11 protein-coding genes are annotated in these 17,256 nt (G+C 58.4%); 9 read left to right on the top strand and 2 right to left on the bottom strand.

Annotated elements, in window-relative coordinates; genetic code table 11:
- Window positions 1-8 precede the first annotated feature (8 nt).
- Together ALO43_RS16490 and ALO43_RS16495 are read right to left on the bottom strand one after the other, a co-directional pair.
- Window positions 9-920, bottom strand: a complete 912-nt coding sequence (locus ALO43_RS16490; protein WP_054997815.1) for a D-hexose-6-phosphate mutarotase — start codon at window positions 918-920, stop codon at window positions 9-11.
- 91 nt (window positions 921-1,011) lie between these two features.
- On the bottom strand, window positions 1,012-1,413 hold the full coding sequence (locus ALO43_RS16495; RefSeq protein ID WP_005895099.1) for an acyl-CoA thioesterase: 402 nt from the start codon (window positions 1,411-1,413) through the stop codon (window positions 1,012-1,014).
- A gap of 431 nt (window positions 1,414-1,844) precedes the next feature.
- Here ALO43_RS16495 and ALO43_RS16500 point away from each other — a divergent pair, with 431 nt between their 5' ends.
- The 9 genes from ALO43_RS16500 to ALO43_RS16540 all read left to right on the top strand — a co-directional run bounded on the left by ALO43_RS16500 (window position 1,845) and on the right by ALO43_RS16540 (window position 17,166).
- Window positions 1,845-3,134, top strand: coding sequence for an MFS transporter (locus tag ALO43_RS16500; protein ID WP_005895101.1), 1,290 nt, complete (start codon window positions 1,845-1,847; stop codon window positions 3,132-3,134).
- Between the two features lie 164 nt (window positions 3,135-3,298).
- Window positions 3,299-4,300: a phosphate ABC transporter substrate-binding protein PstS family protein gene (locus ALO43_RS16505; protein WP_005895103.1), complete on the top strand. Its 1,002-nt coding sequence runs from the start codon at window positions 3,299-3,301 to the stop codon at window positions 4,298-4,300.
- Between the two features lie 137 nt (window positions 4,301-4,437).
- Complete coding sequence (locus ALO43_RS16510; RefSeq protein ID WP_053931748.1) at window positions 4,438-6,723, top strand: ABC transporter permease subunit; 2,286 nt, start codon at window positions 4,438-4,440, stop codon at window positions 6,721-6,723.
- Between the two features lie 70 nt (window positions 6,724-6,793).
- Window positions 6,794-8,410 carry a phosphate ABC transporter permease PstA gene (gene pstA, locus ALO43_RS16515; RefSeq protein ID WP_174518509.1) on the top strand — a complete coding sequence of 539 codons (1,617 nt, stop codon included), beginning with the start codon at window positions 6,794-6,796 and terminating at the stop codon, window positions 8,408-8,410.
- 62 nt (window positions 8,411-8,472) lie between these two features.
- Window positions 8,473-9,306 (top strand): phosphate ABC transporter ATP-binding protein PstB, encoded by an 834-nt coding sequence (gene pstB, locus ALO43_RS16520; protein WP_005895112.1) that lies wholly within the window; start codon window positions 8,473-8,475, stop codon window positions 9,304-9,306.
- 71 nt (window positions 9,307-9,377) lie between these two features.
- Window positions 9,378-10,139, top strand: coding sequence for a phosphate signaling complex protein PhoU (gene phoU / locus ALO43_RS16525; RefSeq protein ID WP_005895114.1), 762 nt, complete (start codon window positions 9,378-9,380; stop codon window positions 10,137-10,139).
- A gap of 204 nt (window positions 10,140-10,343) precedes the next feature.
- On the top strand, window positions 10,344-11,234 hold the full coding sequence (locus ALO43_RS16530; protein WP_005895116.1) for a response regulator: 891 nt from the start codon (window positions 10,344-10,346) through the stop codon (window positions 11,232-11,234).
- A 263-nt stretch (window positions 11,235-11,497) separates the two neighbouring features.
- Window positions 11,498-16,147 (top strand): deaminase domain-containing protein, encoded by a 4,650-nt coding sequence (locus ALO43_RS16535; RefSeq protein WP_054997817.1) that lies wholly within the window; start codon window positions 11,498-11,500, stop codon window positions 16,145-16,147.
- Between the two features lie 116 nt (window positions 16,148-16,263).
- Entirely contained in the window at window positions 16,264-17,166 is a 903-nt protein-coding gene (locus ALO43_RS16540) for a peptidoglycan DD-metalloendopeptidase family protein (protein ID WP_054997818.1), read from the top strand.
- Window positions 17,167-17,256 lie beyond the last annotated feature (90 nt).

A 17,256-nucleotide genomic window follows, 5' to 3' on the forward strand; every position in this document is an offset into this window, starting at 1 on the left:
GGTTTTGATCAGAGCGCCTCGCTCCAGATACTCACACCCAGTACATGCATCTGGTCCGGCGCAAGCGTCACTACGTCGTCCAGTACGTTGGCGGTTTCAACGCAGACCATGCGCTGCCAGCCGTCCGCCGCCATGTCGGTGAACCTGGCGGTTTTCTCGACCCACGGGTTCCACACAATGGCTGATTTCGAACCAAGGCTGCGAACATGGATGCGTCGCTGCCACTCTGGGTCGACGATGCTGAGCACGCCCGGCGTGTCCTTGTAGATGCGGTCGGTTTCGCCTGTGAATGTCAGGTCTCCGGCTTGTTCGCGCTCTTCCCAGTTTTCCAGAGTGTCGACGTAGTTCAGGCCGTCCAGCCCTTCGACGCTGACCTGGCGTATGTCGCTGATGGCGAAGTAGGTGTGCAGCGCCTGGCTGAGGGTGACGGGTTCTGTGCCGCAGTTATAGCTGACCAGGCTGACATTCAGGGCGTGGTCGAGGCGGATGCTCAGTTTGAGGGCGACGTTGTGCGGCCAGCCCGGCAGGTGGCCTTCGGCTTCGGGCAGGACAAACTCCACCAGCAGCGCATCGCCATCTTCGCCAATACCCAGCAGTTGCCAATCCAGCGCGCGTACTTCGCCGTGGGCCTTGGCGGGCTCGCTGCTGTTGCGCATGGCTTGCACGCTTTGCGGGTTTCGTTCGAGATTGCCGAACCACGGCCAGCAGATGGGCATGCCCGCGCGAATCGGTTTGCCTTTCTTGAACACAGCTTCTTCATTCAGCCACACCAGCGGCGGCTGTCCGGCCACTTGATAGCTGAGAATATGTGCGCCTTGCTGAGCGATCAGCAGTTCAGCTTCACCGTGGCGGATGCGCCAGCAATTAAGCTCATCGTACTGAACGGATTCAACAGAGGGTTCAACGGGGGATGTTGGCATGCAAAGTTCTCACTCAAGGACCGTGACGAAAATAGACCGCTCCACGTTCGATGAGTTTACCCGTGCAGCCAATCTCTAGCCGAACGATGATTTACCGCCGCGCGGGAACCGAGCGTGTCCGGCCGCTGGCGTCTATGGCCACAAACACGAAGGCTGCCTCTGTTACCTTGCGCCACTCGCTGGTGACTGGGTCATCGCTCCACACTTCGACCATCATCTTGATCGAGGTACGCCCCACTTCAAGGGTGCGGGTGTAAAAGGACAGTTGCTCGCCGACAGCCACAGGCACCAGAAACGCCATGCGGTCAATCGCAACGGTGGCTACACGCCCTCCAGCCACTTTGCTGGCCATTGCGGTGCCTGCCAGGTCCATCTGAGACACCAGCCAGCCGCCGAAGATGTCACCAAAGCCATTGGTTTCGCGGGGAAGGGCGGTAATTTGCAGTGCAAGGTCACCTTGCGGAGTTGGATCTTCTTGTTCGAGCTCGATCATGCCTAGGGTGCCTCTGACCCATGACTCTCATTATTGTATGCCGCGGTTAGCAGGGGGCCATTCAACACCCCGAGCATGAACATTGTGTGCTCAGCACGGGTGTGGCCTTTAAGGGAAACTCTGCGAAACCCCCTGATTCAGGCGTTTTCGCACAACTTCCCAGAGCGGCTGACGACCCGGGAGTATATCGGGCGTAGCGTCATAGAACGACTACCGGGTTTTCATTTCGTACTTGAACCGTTCTTGCCATGTGTTTTTCGAATCAATTTGCTATCGTGCTGGACCTCTACAGGTAACAAGACTGCCTGTACACGCAATTTTGGTGCCTATCTGCACAATTGCTCCGGACAATCGCTTCTGCACGCCACCCCGCAGCAGCCAGCGCAGCTGTCGCATGCCCTATCAAAGAACAAGCAAAGAGAAGCCTTGTCATGTCCCCTGTTCCTCCAAGTTCCACGCAACCTGCGCGGCCATTGACCCGCAGTGATTATAAAACCCTGTCGCTGTCTGCTCTGGGTGGCGCGCTGGAGTTTTACGACTTCATCATTTTCGTGTTTTTCGCGGCGGTGGTCGGGAAGCTGTTTTTCCCGGTGGACATGCCTGACTGGCTGCGCATGATGCAGACGTTCGGCATTTTTGCCGCCGGTTATCTGGCAAGGCCGCTGGGCGGCATTATCATGGCGCACTTCGGCGATCTGCTGGGGCGCAAAAAGATGTTCACCCTGAGCATTTTCATGATGGCCGTGCCTACTCTGATCATGGGCTTGCTGCCGACCTACGCGCAGATCGGCATGTGGGCACCCATCCTGCTGCTGTTGATGCGGGTCATTCAGGGCGCTGCCATCGGTGGTGAAGTACCGGGCGCCTGGGTATTTGTGTCCGAACATGTGCCGTCCCGTCGCGTCGGCTATGCCTGCGGCACGCTGACTGCCGGCCTGACGGCGGGCATCTTGCTGGGCTCGCTGGTGGCTACCGCGATCAACAGCATCTATACCCCGGTTGAAGTGTCCGACTACGCATGGCGTATTCCTTTTCTGCTGGGCGGGGTCTTCGGCCTGATGTCGGTTTACCTGCGCCGCCTGCTGCACGAGACACCGGTATTTGCCGAACTGCAACTGCGCAAGGCTTTGGCCGAAGAGGTGCCGCTCAAGGCGGTTTTGCGTGATCATCGCGGTGCCGTAGCACTGTCGATGTTGATGACCTGGCTGCTGTCGGCCGGCATCATCGTTGTGATCCTGATGACGCCGACCATCCTGCAGACCATTTATGGCTTTCCGGCGGCCACCGCATTAAAGGCCAACAGCCTGGCAATCGTCTTCCTCAGCATCGGCTGCATCGCGGCGGGCGCACTGGCGGATCGCTTCGGGGCCGGCTGGGTGTTTCTGCTGGGCAGTGCCGGGCTGCTGGTCAGCTCCTGGACGTTCTATCACGTCCTCGGCAGTCACCCTGAGGTGCTGTTTCCGCTGTACGCAGTGACCGGCCTGTTTGTCGGCACCATTGGTGCAGTGCCCTACGTGATGGTCAAGGCCTTCCCGCCGGTTGTGCGCTTTTCCGGGTTGTCGTTCTCCTACAACCTTGCTTATGCCATTTTCGGTGGCCTGACGCCGATGGTCGTGACGTTCATGCTTAAAAGCAGCCCGATGGGGCCGGCCTGGTATGTCGCGATTCTGTGTGGCCTGGGCATGGCCATCGGCGTGTTCCTGCTGGTCAGAAAGCGTTGATTGTACCGGTCTGAAATAACGGCCTGCGTGGCAATACAGAAAAGGCTGTCCCTTTGTTGAGGGGACGGCCTTTTCATCTTTTTGTCATAATCAATTCATACAGTAGTCACACGCTGGCCGGTGAGGCTGGTGGGCACCGACACACCCTGCCAGGAGTGCAAGGCATGACATTCAAGCGTTTGATGACAGCACTGACACTGGTGACCGCCGCAGTATCGGCAGCCAATGCGTTCGCTGCCGTCGATCCTGCCATCAAGGGTTATACCAAGACCTCCGGTGTGTCGGGCAACCTGTCCAGTGTCGGCTCGGACACTCTGGCCAACCTCATGACCCTGTGGGCCGAGGCCTACAAGAAGGAATACCCGAGCGTGAATATCCAGATTCAGGCGGCTGGCTCCTCTACGGCCCCGCCTGCATTGACCGAAGGCACCGCCAATCTAGGGCCGATGAGCCGCAAGATGAAAGACGGAGAGCTGTCGGCTTTCGAGCAGAAACACGGCTACAAACCGACGGCCATCCCGGTCGCGGTGGATGCACTTGCAGTGTTCGTCCACAAGGACAACCCCATAAAGGGCCTGACCCTGGAGCAAGTGGACGCGATTTTCTCTGTAACCCGGCTGTGTGGGGCAAGAGCTGATGCGAAGACCTGGGGTGACGTGGGGGTGACCGGCGATCTGGCAGGTAAGCCGATCCAGCTGTTTGGTCGCAATTCGGTGTCAGGCACTTACGGTTATTTCAAGGAAGAAGCCCTGTGCAAGGGCGACTTCAAAGCCAACGTCAATGAACAGCCCGGCTCGGCTTCGGTGGTCAGCTCCATCAGCAATTCGCTTAACAGCATTGGCTACTCGGGTATCGGCTACAAGACTTCCAACGTCAGAACCGTACCCTTGGCGAGGAAGGAGGGTGGCGAGTTTGTCGAAGACAACGAAGCCAATACCCTGAACGGCACTTATCCGCTGTCGCGCTTTCTGTACGTCTATGTGAACAAGGCGCCCAACCAGCCTTTGGCGCCACTGGAGGCAGAATTTATCAAACTGGTGCTGTCCAGGCAGGGCCAGGAAGTGGTGATGAAAGACGGCTACATCCCGCTGCCTGCCCGAGTGGTGGAAAGGACCATGACCGAACTCGGTCTGTCGCAAGGTACGAGTGATGTGATGGCCAGATAATCCTGATTCAGCGAGGCTAAATGGACTGGCCTGCGCACAATTTGAACAGTCCGCTGCCGGTTTTATCGGGCAGCGGGCTTTCTTGCGTCACCTTGCTGTAATGTTTTTGTCATACAAGGCGGTTACGGTGTGTGCGCATGAATGAGCTGTTCAAATCCTCGATGAATCAGAGTTCGCCTCCCGAGCGGATCGATTTCAACACGCCTGCGATGCTGCGCAAGCGTCGTGTTCGTGCATTCAAGGATCGCCTGACCCACTGGTATGTCGCTATTGGCGGCCTGGCCGTGCTGGCAGCCATCACCCTGATCTTCTTCTATCTGGCCTACGTCGTTGCGCCGCTGTTCAAGGGTGCAAGCCTGACCACCGAGCCTGCACTTAATGCTGGCTGGATGCAGGACGCCGGCAAGCCGCTGTTGATCACGATTGAAGAGCAGAACCTGATCGGTATGCGCATCTCCGACAAGGGCGAGGTGATCTTCTTCAATATCAAGGACGGCACCGAACTGCATCGCGTGGCCTTGCCGCTCCCTGCCGGCGTGTCCGTCGCTTCCATCGGCAAGGATCAGCCGGGTGCGCCGCTGATCGCCTTGGGCCTGTCAAACGGGCAGGTGCTGATATTCAGGCATTCTTATCTGACCACCTACCCGGACAATCAGAAAACCATCACCCCGAGCATCGCCTGGCCCTACGGCGAGGCGCCGCTGGTGCTGGATGAGGCGGGGCGTGCGGTCGAGCATGTGACGGTCAGCGCGGATGCGGACAGCCTGAAAGTGGCAGGTTCCACCGGCACTCAGTTGCACGTCATGTCGCTCGCGCAAAAAGAAAACCTGATGACCGGCGAGATGACCCGCGAGCAGACGCGCATCGAGTTGCCGCAGACCTCCGCTGTCATCAAGGCGATTTATATCGATCCACGCCAGCATTGGCTGTATGTCATCAATGGCCGGGCGCAGGCCGATGTGTTCAGTCTGCGGGATCATTCCCTCAACGGTCGTTACAAGTTGCTGGAAGACGGTACTGCCGAGATCACTGCCAGTGCCCAGTTGGTGGGCGGCATTTCGCTGATCATCGGCGACTCCAGAGGCCGCATGGCCCAGTGGTTCATGGCACGTGATACGGATGGCGAACAGCGCCTCATGCGCATCCGTGATTTCAAGATGAGTAGCGCCCCGATCGATCAGATCAAGGCCGAGCAGCGTCGCAAAGGGTTTATCGCGCTGGACACCTCGGGCAGGCTGGGCGTGTTCCACAGCACGGCTCATCGCACACTGCTGGTCGAGAAGGTCGCAGAGGGCCCCGGAATTCTGGCGATGTCGCCACGCGCCAATCATATTCTGATCGAAAGCTCGGGCAAGCTGTTGCCGCTGGCGCTGGATAACCCGCACCCCGAAGTGTCGTGGAGTTCACTGTGGGGCAAGGTCTGGTACGAGAATTACGACGAGCCCAAATACGTCTGGCAATCCACCGCGTCCAATTCCGATTTCGAGCCCAAGCTGAGCCTGGCGCCGTTGACCTACGGCACCCTGAAAGCTGCGTTCTACGCCATGTTGCTGGCCGCGCCTCTGGCCGTTGCAGCGGCCATCTACACCGCCTACTTCATGGCCCCGGGCATGCGCCGCAAGGTCAAGCCGGTGATCGAGCTGATGGAGGCGATGCCGACTGTGATTCTCGGCTTTTTCGCCGGACTGTTTCTGGCGCCTTATCTGGAAGGCCACCTGCCGGGGATTTTCAGCCTGCTGCTGCTTACGCCGATAGGGATTCTGCTGGCAGGGTTTTGCTGGGCCCGTCTGCCTGACTCCATTCGTCTGGGTGTTCCAGATGGCTGGGAAGGCGCGATTCTGATCCCGGTGGTGCTGTTGGTCGGCTGGTTCTCGCTGAGCATGAGCCCGCATCTGGAAAGCTGGTTTTTCGGCGGCGACATGAGCATGTGGATTCGCGAGGAACTGGGCATCACTTACGATCAGCGCAATGCGCTGGTGGTGGGTATCGCGATGGGCTTCGCGGTCATCCCGAACATCTACTCGATTGCCGAAGACGCCGTGTTCAGTGTGCCTCGCAGCCTGACCCTGGGTTCTCTGGCGCTAGGCGCGACACCTTGGCAGACACTCACGCGGGTGGTGATCCTGACTGCCAGCCCGGGTATTTTCTCGGCGTTGATGATCGGCATGGGGCGGGCAGTAGGCGAAACCATGATTGTGCTGATGGCCACCGGCAACACCCCGATCATGGACATGAACCTGTTTGAAGGCATGCGTACCCTCGCCGCCAACGTCGCAGTGGAGATGCCGGAGTCGGAAGTCGGCGGCAGTCATTATCGGGTGCTGTTTCTGGCGGCGTTGGTGCTGCTGATGTTCACCTTTGTGATGAACACCCTCGCAGAGCTGATTCGTCAGCGCCTGCGCAAGCAATACTCGTCGCTGTAAAGGAAGGTAGAAGTTCGTGAAACGGAACTCCCTCAAGAACTGGTTCAAAAGCGGCGCCCCCGGCGTCTGGATGAGCGCGGGTGCCGTTGCCATTGCTGTCATCATGACCATTGGCCTGCTGGCGGTGATTGCCGTGCGTGGCCTGGGGCACTTCTGGCCTTCCGATCTGATAGCCTCGCAATATGCGGTGCCTGGTCAGCAAGCCCATGTTCTGGTCGGTGAGCGCGTCGAGCAAGAGCAAGTGCCGCGTGCCCGACTGAAAAGCGCAGGCCTGCCGGTGCCTGATCAAGGGCCGGAGTTCATGACCCGCCAACTGCTCAAGGTCGGCAACCGTGACCTCAACCCCAGTGACTTCACCTGGGTAATCGGGGAGTGGTTGACCGAACAAAGCCGCCCCGTAACATTGATGACACTGGAGCGCCGCGAGTGGGGCAACTTCTACGGCTACCTGGTCAACGTCAAGGAGGACGGCAGGGTCGTGGCTGAGGGCGAAGCAGCCTGGCCGACTCTGCAGGAGCGGATCAAGCGCGTCGAAAAGCTCGCCGACGAACTGTATAGCCTCGAAAAGAAAGACATTGGCGCCATCAACCACGGCATTGAGCGCCTGAGATTGCGCGCCCGCAAACTGGAACTGGCCGGCAGCCTCGATGCCGCTGCTCAGGCTGACATGGCAGCAGAGCGCGCCGAGCTGGATGCGCGTTACAACGTTATCGAAGAGCGTCTTGAGGGGCTGCATAAAGCCTTTGATCGCGATAGCCTGACCGCGCGCGATGCCAACGGGAAAACAATTGAAATCAGCCTGGGCAAGGTGGTGCACGCCTACCAGCCCAACGCGATGGACACCCAGGCCAAGCTGGGTTTCTACTTCCAGAAACTCTGGGAATTTCTCAGCGAAGACCCCCGCGAAGCCAATACCGAAGGCGGCATCTTCCCGGCGATCTTCGGTACGGTGATGATGACCTTGATCATGGCCGTGATCGTGACGCCGTTTGGCGTGCTGGCGGCGGTCTACCTGCGCGAGTACGCACGTCAGGGGCCGGTTACCCGGCTGATCCGCATTGCGGTGAACAACCTCGCCGGTGTGCCTGCGATTGTGTATGGCGTGTTCGGACTCGGCTTTTTTGTCTATGTGCTGGGCGGCTCGGTGGACCGTCTGTTCTTTCCCGAAGCACTGCCGGCGCCCACCTTTGGTACGCCAGGGCTGTTGTGGGCATCGCTGACACTGGCGCTGCTGGCGGTCCCGGTGGTGATCGTGGCGACCGAGGAAGGGCTGGCGCGGATTCCGCTGTCATTGCGCGAAGGCTCACTGGCGCTGGGAGCGACCAAGGCCGAGACGCTGTGGAAGATTGTGTTGCCGATGGCCAGCCCGGCGATGATGACCGGCCTGATACTGGCAGTGGCCCGTGCAGCCGGTGAGGTCGCGCCGTTGATGCTGGTCGGTGTGGTCAAGCTGGCACCGTCGCTGCCGCTGGATGGCAACTATCCTTACCTGCACCTCGATCAGAAGATCATGCATTTGGGGTTTCATATTTACGACGTGGGCTTTCAAAGCCCTAATGTCGAGGCGGCGCGTCCGCTGGTCTATGCCACTGCATTGCTGCTGGTGCTGGTGATCGCCTTGCTCAACCTGTCGGCGGTCAGCATCCGTAATCACTTGCGGGAAAAGTACAAGGCGCTCGACAACTGATCCGTGTGCCCCCTCTCAAGGAGGGTGGCCCGATGAACGAATGGTTCGCACAGGAGCAATCCATGCAACACGAAAGCCCGACCCGCGGCATGAGCATGTCGGCCCTGAGGCGTCACAAACAAGGCCTGGATCTGGCCGACGAAACCGTGGCCATCGAAGTGCCCGGTCTCAATCTGTTTTACGGCGACAAGCAGGCGCTGTTTGATATCGCCCTGAACATCCCGAAGCAGAAAGTGACCTCGTTCATTGGGCCGTCCGGTTGTGGCAAATCAACGTTGCTGCGCAGTTTCAATCGCATGAACGACCTGGTCGATGGCTGTCGTGTTGAAGGCGCGATCAACCTGTACGGTCACAACATCTACACCAAGGGCGAGGAAGTTGCTGAATTGCGCCGCCGCGTCGGCATGGTGTTCCAGAAGCCGAATCCGTTCCCCAAGACGATTTATGAAAACGTGGTCTATGGGCTGCGTATCCAGGGGATCAACAAGAAGCGCGTGCTCGACGAAGCTGTCGAGTGGGCTTTGAAGGCCGCTGCATTGTGGGATGAAGTCAAGGACCGGCTGCACGAGTCGGCACTGGGCTTGTCCGGCGGCCAGCAACAGCGTCTGGTGATCGCCCGAACCATCGCCGTAGAGCCGGAAGTTCTGCTGCTCGACGAGCCTTGTTCGGCACTCGACCCGATTTCGACCCTTAAAGTCGAAGAACTGATCTACGAACTGAAATCCAAATACACCATTGTGATCGTTACCCACAACATGCAGCAGGCGGCTCGGGTGTCGGATTACACCGCATTTATGTACATGGGCAAGCTGGTCGAGTTCGGTGATACAGATACCTTGTTCACCAACCCGGCCAAAAAACAGACTGAAGACTACATCACCGGTCGTTACGGCTAGGACGTGCTTCGTCAGACCTGAACCACCGCTGCGTTTTCGCAATTAAACCGGACGTTCCAAGGACACCCAGCATGATCCACAAAGACAGCCATACGCATCACATATCCCAGCAGTTCAACGCTGAACTCGAAGACGTTCGCAGCCATTTGCTCGAAATGGGTGGCCTGGTCGAGAAGCAGGTAAACGATTCGGTCACGGCACTGATCGAGGCTGATTCCGGCCTGGCGCAGCGCGTTCGCGAGGTCGACGACCGGATCAACCAGATGGAGCGCAATATCGACGAAGAATGCCTGCGCATTCTGGCTCGTCGTCAGCCTGCGGCTTCCGACCTGCGTCTGATCATCAGCATTTCCAAGTCGGTGATCGATCTGGAGCGCATCGGTGACGAGGCTACCAAGATTGCCCGTCGTGCGATTCAGCTCTGTGAGGAGGGCGAGGCGCCACGCGGCTACGTGGAGGTGCGTCATATCGGTGATCAGGTGCGCAACATGGTGCGCGATGCTCTGGACTCGTTTGCGCGCTTCGACGCCGAGTTGGCCTTGTCGGTCGCGCAATACGACAAGATCATCGACCGCGAGTACAAAACCGCCCTGCGCGAGCTGGCGACCTACATGATGGAAGATCCACGCTCGATCTCCCGCGTGCTGAATGTGATCTGGGTGCTACGCTCTCTGGAGCGCATCGGCGATCACGCCCGCAACATTTCCGAGCTGGTGATCTATCTGGTGCGCGGTACCGACGTGCGACACATGGGTCTCAAGCGCATGAAGGAAGAAGTGCAGGGTATCTCGAGCGAAACCGCTAATGTTCCGGGCGCCGCTGACGATAAGTAAGATTGCCTGCGAGAAAAACGCCCAGCACGCGCTGGGCGTTTTTCATTGTGCAGCGCAATATTTCCGTCGCCTGCGGGTTAAAAAGTCGCGGCGCAGTCAATCAATATGGCTGTTGGCTATCAGTCAACGCTATGCTTGCCGAAACAAAGGGCGTGTTGGCATATCGCAGTTCGCCCTCAGGTGAACACGCCCGCAGGAGCGTCGATGAGTAAAGTCAGTGTATTGGTGGTGGATGACGCGACTTTCATTCGCGACTTGGTCAAGAAAGGGCTGCGCAATTATTTCCCCGGGATCCATACCGAGGATGCAGTCAACGGGCGCAAGGCTCAGGTTTTATTGAACAAAGAAGAGTTCGATCTGATCCTGTGCGACTGGGAAATGCCCGAGATGTCGGGCCTTGAGCTGTTGGCATGGTGCCGTGAGCAAGACAACTACCTGAAGACCGTCCCTTTCATCATGGTGACCAGCCGTGGCGACAAGGAGAACGTCGTGCAGGCGATTCAAGCGGGTGTGACCGATTTTGTCGGCAAGCCGTTTACCAACGAACAGTTGCTGACCAAGGTCAAGAAAGCGCTGGCCAAGGTCGGCAAGCTGGACGCGGTCATGTCCACCGCGCCGGCGCGCATGAATTCGCCGCTCAATGACTCCTTGAGCGCACTGACCGGTGGCAAGGCTGAAGTGGTTCGCTCTGCTTCAGCTGCAGCGCCTGCAAGCGCGCCCAAAGCCGCGCCTGCTGCGATCAAGTCGGCAGCGCCCACTGGCCGCGGGCAAGGCCAGCTGCGCCTGCCAAGTGGCACACAGCCCTGCGTGATCAAGGCGCTGACGCTCAAGGAAGCAACGCTGGTAGTGCGTCACAGCGACAACCTGCCGCAGGTCCTTGAAAGTGCTGTTCTGGACCTGGAGCAGGGCGAGAGCAATGAAGTGGCGCGTCTGAATGGTTATCTGCATTCGGTTGCGGCCTTCGAGCAGAAACCCGACAGCGAATGGCTGCAAGTGTCCTTCCGCTTTGTGGATCAGGATGCGCAGAAGCTTGACTACCTGTCGCGCCTGATTGCACGCGGTACGGCGCAGAAGCACTTCATTCCGGGCGCCTGATACCCGCGTCAGTCTGAAGATAGGTGACTTATCGTCATCGACAGGTCCTGTAGAGCCTTGGGTACGAGGCTCTCAGGCCTGGTCCTGCAAGGTGTGAGGGAAGGCTGCGTTGCAAATGACGAGTTTTTGTTGCGCCAGGACGACACCCCGCGTCGGCTTTTCCCGCATCTTTGGTGCGCATGTTCCGCTATCGCCGTAACTCGCCGTTCTATTTAGTTTTTCCAGTCGCATGAAAATGCAAATAACCACTGGAAAACACTTCAATGCCCCCAATAGCGCTTCAATCAGCCAGCAACACCGCCTCCGATCAGCCAGCCCCCGTCACCGACATACGCTCTGATCTGGGTCTTTTCTGCCAGGCCCTTGGCAGGCTGACGCCACCTGCCGAGTACCGTGACAAAGCCCTGTCGAGTTCGCTCACCCGACAACTGGCTTCGCCTGACGTGCAAGCGTCGATTGCACTCGGACTGGCAGCGATTCCCCGACACGAATGGGCCGACAGCGATTTGCAGGTTGATCCGGCAACTGCCATGGCAGCCGCGAACCGAGCCGAGTACCTGCGCAGCATGGCGACCCGCATCGTCAACCCGGGCAATGCCCCCTGGCTCAAGACGGCGATTCACAATGCAACCGAAGTGTCGGGAATGCGCGTGCTTTCGCTGGCCATCAGCCTCAGGCATGAGCACTCGATATTATCGTTCGAGTCCCTGATTGCGCTTGCTGCCGTATTGCTCATGCCTGTGCTGGATTCGAGCACCGAGGCGAACCAGCCGCTGCCCACTGCGCAGAGCCTGAATGTTGATGTCCCACGACTGGACATCTGGGGCACCGTTCATGATGTAGGCGCTTTGCTTCAGCAATCGGGCATTGAACTGCTGTGTGAACCCGGCACTCATGGCAGCGCGTTACGGTTCAGTGCCCAGGAGACATGGCATGCGCTGAGCCAGACGGCACAGTTCAAGTCCGCCTTTGCTCCGCTGCTCGATTACATGGGTTGGTACGGCGGTCAGGGTGATGAACAGACCTCATGGTTCATCACCCAGGCACTGGCCGGACGAGTGATCGCCGATCACCTGGCAGGCGCTGTGCAGATCGCCGGCCAGCCACTCGAAAAGGCTCTGCGCGGTGGCTGGGTCTGTGATTACAGCCATACGCAGTTGCACGACATGCTGGTGAAGCTGACGCACACCGGCTTTCCCGATGCTACGTCCAGCACGCTCGACATCATGTGCTACCTGTTCCTGCGCGAGGCGATGCCTGAGTTGCTGGTAGGCGGCGTTCCTGATCATCTTCAATACGGTCGTTCGTTGCAGAGTGTGGCTCTCCTTCACGGCGTTGCACTGGTCGAGGCGCTGTCTCCGGGCCTTTCGCAGATCACTCCCTACGATGAGCTGATCAAGGTCAGCGTTGACCTGGGCCAATCCACCGATGCTAATGTCCAGGCCCTGTGGACCAGAACGCTGATTGTCCCGGCGTTGCGTTACGCGATTGCGCAGGGCGTCGTTCAGCAGCCGGTTAATGACGATATTCATCAGGCTGGTGCCGAGCAGGTCAGCCAGGCGCTGGCTTATCTGCACGCGCAGCAGGCGGCGCATGCTCGCGAGCTGAACAGCTTGCTTGGGTCCAGCCCTCCGGACCGCAAGCGTCTGGCACAGCACATGTTGAAAGAGGCGGGTGTCGACTGGCGGCTTTGGGACAAGAGCATTCGCATCGAGCACTGGCCGATATTGCAGGAGCACGGGTTCACGGTTGCAGCTTCATACTCCATCGACCGCTTGCTGGCTGCGGGTAGACCACAGGCGTCGGTTATCGAACTGGTGATGATGGGTGAGGTGTATATCGAGGGGCAGCCTGCGGTTCCTGAAGCCTATGCCAGTGCTTTCGATCTTTTTCAGGGGGCTATGGTCAGCGCGCAAGCTGGCATCATCGAACGATTGCTATCGGAAATGCAGCCGCGAGACCGGGCTGACCTGTTGAATTCGACATGCGAACTCAGTCGGGTCCGGTTCGAATCGCAAGAAGGCACGCAGGGACTTTTTGTCCGGTGTCAGCGAGGCGACCACCTCAATGATTTTCAGGGTCATTCTGTGGTAGAGCGTTTTTTCCAGCTGATCCCGGCAGCGGGCGTCGCCGGTGAAGTCCATCAGGCGTTCACCTATGAAGTCGAGGACGTCACGTGGTCTGGCACTGTTTCGATCATCGAGGCGTTCCACCTTAAAGATGCACATCAGCGACGTATCGAAGAGGCCCGGGTCACGCCACTGCTTCCAATGGACAGCGACGCCTACCTTTCGGGTTCTGTTTCCCGCTCCACGCGGGCTTACCACAGGCCACAGCAAGGCATGCTCGTACCTTCTGCCGAACTGGTCTACTTCACCCAGGCTGATGAGCCGGGTAATTTGCAGGCCCTGGCGAACAAAGCGGCGTTACATTTGCTGGCTGACTTCCTTGAGCAAAGCAAAGTGCTGCATCTGCACGAGACCGAATGGGAAAAGACCTGGGCCAAGGAGCGCGAGTACGCTGACCTCGCTGCTCGTCTGGTCATTCCGTTCTACGGGTGCATCAAGGATCTTTCCGCCGGTGGCCGCTCAGGCGGGCTGATCATAAGCTGTGTGATGGATGCTGCCTTCTTGCTCATTCCTTTGGGGCAGTTTGCCGGATCGACTGCCCGAATCATCCTGCGGGCCGGTGAAATGAGTGTGGAATCAGTCGCCAGAGTTGCCGCTACTGCGGTCAAAACGCTGATCACCGGGCTGGCAAAACAGAGCGCGATATTCGCCCTGCACGACCTTGGCAAGGCGGGCCTGAGAATAGGCGCGCGAAGCTGGGCTGCTTTGCTGGACGAGCTGCCGTCTCTGCGTGATGTGTTTGCATCGCAGTCCGCACTTGAAGCCGGTATGCATCTCGACAAGGGGATGTACAGGCTTGCCGAAAACGCAGAGCAACTGCTGCCGGATGTCGCGGTTTCAGACCTGCTTGTGAAGGTGGATGGCAAGTCCGGTGTGGTCGTACGCAATACCGGTACGCCGGAGCAGCCTGATTTCAGGTTATCCGATCCGCTGTCTGATGCGCCGTTCGGGAAAAGGCTGACGCCTTTGTCCGGTCACGATCTCAGCGAATTTTCGGTTTTTTCAGCGCAGGAGCGCATTGGCCCTGACCATTACCCGGCTATCGCCCCGCTTATTGAAGTTGAGGATGGTTTTTACGAGGTCTGTATTGCCGAAGACAGCCACGTGCTTGCAAGCGAAAGAGACGCGGGTGTTTTCCAGATACGTGTCGATGATCACCTCTACCGCCTGGACGCGTATGCGCCCGATGCTGCGCTGCGTAAGCTCAAGGCCGAGAAACTTTCACAACGCTCGGAATGGTTGCTTGAGGCCGAAAACGTCTGCCGGGTCCGACGCGATCTGATCTCGCTGCCGTGTACCGATGGTGTAAGGCTGAAAACACCAACACCGGAGCCTGTAAGAGATGGCTCGACTTCACCCAAACGTACCGGCAAATACCCCAGCAACGCCATGGACGCTCGCGAGTTCAGGCTGGACAGGCTGAAGTCTGGTAACGAGTCCATTGATGTATTTGTCAACGAAGGCAAGATCTGCAAATGGGCCGATGCCGGAGAAGTGGTCGCTTCTACTTCAACGCAAGCGCCTGCCGGGAAAGTGGTCATGCCGCTTGCCGATGCTGAGCGGGCGCTGTTTGCCCTGCCGGAAGCGCCTGTGTACCTGCCCGAACTTGCAGGCGTGCTTGCAAGCGAAGGATTGCTGGGGCTGCCGGAGAATTTCGTCGTTTCTGATGCGCAATGGATCTATGAGCACATGCCGGTTGTCGAGGTTGGCCCCATCGCTTCCGGCATCAACGATGCCCGTACATTGCGCGGCATCCGTTTCGACACCGATGGGATGCCCTGGATTTTCATCGAACCTGACAGCGGGGTGTTCTACAAGGCGCCAGTCGTTGTCGAGGGTTCGACCGAGCTGAAGTTTTCTCGCGTGACCGTTGCTGAGGAGATTAGCGAATACCTTCGCCTATCCGAACAGTACCGACTGGTCCGTGACTTTCCACATGCCGAACAAGATCAGGAAAACATTGCGCGGCTGCTGTTTGATCTTCTGGACGACGCCGGGCGAGAAGCATGGAGCGTTGCCTGGGGGAAACAGATCACCCGCTACGAGGAGTACGCTGAGTGGTGTACCGCCAATCAGCAAAAAAACAGGCTTATGGGGTACGCCGCCAATATCCTCTCTGGCGAGCTCATTCAGAAACGATTCGTGGAGCTGACCAGAGACAGCATTCCGGACTTTCAGAAAGTCATCCAAAGAAGCTTGCCGGAACAGCAGCATATTGTGGAGGTCCTGAACCATCTGCTGCCTGCACAGGGCTCGCCGGTCCGATGGGAGAGGTTGGGCCTGGAGAGCATTGTGAAGCCCAAGGCAGCACGCAGCATCATGAATCAGGTCAAGGGAGCCAACCTTTCTTTCCTGCAGGCGCATACCGAGGCCGGTGAGCGGATCGTGTATTACGCGCTTTCCGGGGGGCGCAGAGCGAAAAGCCTCAAGCTTAAGCTCGATCTTGTCGATGAGACCGAGCGGGTCATTGACGGTGTGATCTATCGAGATGCGCGGGCCCGGATGGCGGGACGCGCGCCGGATCCGGGTTTCACCAGCCTGCCAGTGATACGCGATGCTGGTCGACTGGTGGTCAGTAAATTCGAGCGTCACCTTGATTCAGAGCGTCTTATCGCAACCATTTTCAAGGAAGACATGGCGTCTACCCGTCTGACGCATATCAAAGTGTTCACTGTGATGGACACGTGCCGCTCCTGTGGCGGATTCGTTTTACCTCGCTTGAAGCTGGACTTTCCGGAGGCACAGTTTTCCGTCACCTACCTGAAGGACTACCAGGGCAGTTGATCGCTGGCGCGGCTTTGTTGACGCGTTATTCATGTCCGATTGATACCGCCGAGTCCTATTCTGCCGGCAAGGCTGATAGGCTTGGCGTTCAGTGCCCATGAACCCGACCCTCACCGATGCTTGAACGCCTGCTCGTCCTGTTTGCCCTGACGTTGACTGTCCAGTCGGTGGGTGCTGTCACGATTTATAAATTTACCGATGCGGGTGGCGTGGTGTCGTTTTCGGATCGCCCTACGCCAGGTGCATCGGTGATGGTGTTTCGCGACCGCATGGTCGAGCGTATCGATCAGCAGGTGCATTTGAGTGTCAGACGCGACCGGGGCATACACAGCCTGTATGTTCGCAACGACCTGTATGCGCCGGTCGAAGTCGAGGTCAGGCTCTCCAGTGTGACCAACGTGCTGGGCGTCGCTGGCTCTTCAACGACATTGCGTCGTACGATTCCGGCACGCAGCAACCAGCGGGTTGTGGTGCTGAGCCCCAAAGTGGCGAGCAAACCAATGAATTACGCGTCGATGCTGACCTCGACGCTGGGCGACCCGAAAGGCAGGGTACAGGCCTATAAATACCCACTGCCCTGGATTGGCGGTCCATTCCGTCTGACCCAGGGACCGAATGGCAAATACAGTCATTTCGGGATCAAGGGTCGTTACGCGATGGACATCGCCATGCCTGAAGGCACGCCGATCATCGCGGCGCGTGGCGGCACGGTGGTAAAGATCGAAAATAGCCAGTCTGGGCGTGGCTCGAATCCGTCGGGCAATTTTGTGCGGATCCTGCATGAAGACGGCACGATGGGCGTTTATCTGCACCTGATGCAGGGTTCTGTGAGCGTCCGTGAAGGTCAGCGGGTCAATGTGGGCACTGCGCTGGCACGCTCAGGCAATACCGGCAACAGCACCGGCCCGCACCTGCACTTTGTCGTACAGCGCAATAACGGCAGTGAACTGGTATCGATCCCCTACGAATTCGCCACCCCGGTGCAGAGCCTGCCCAACTTTGCGGTGGGCGGGAATTAGCCGCAGAGCTGCCTGCACTCACATAACTCTGCGTCCTAAATATGCCCTCACGCACGTTCAAGGTCGGACGCAGAGCGCGTCCAGAACGGC

The organism is Pseudomonas tremae (genome assembly GCF_001401155.1).
In the GTDB taxonomy this organism is placed as follows: domain Bacteria; phylum Pseudomonadota; class Gammaproteobacteria; order Pseudomonadales; family Pseudomonadaceae; genus Aquipseudomonas; species Aquipseudomonas tremae.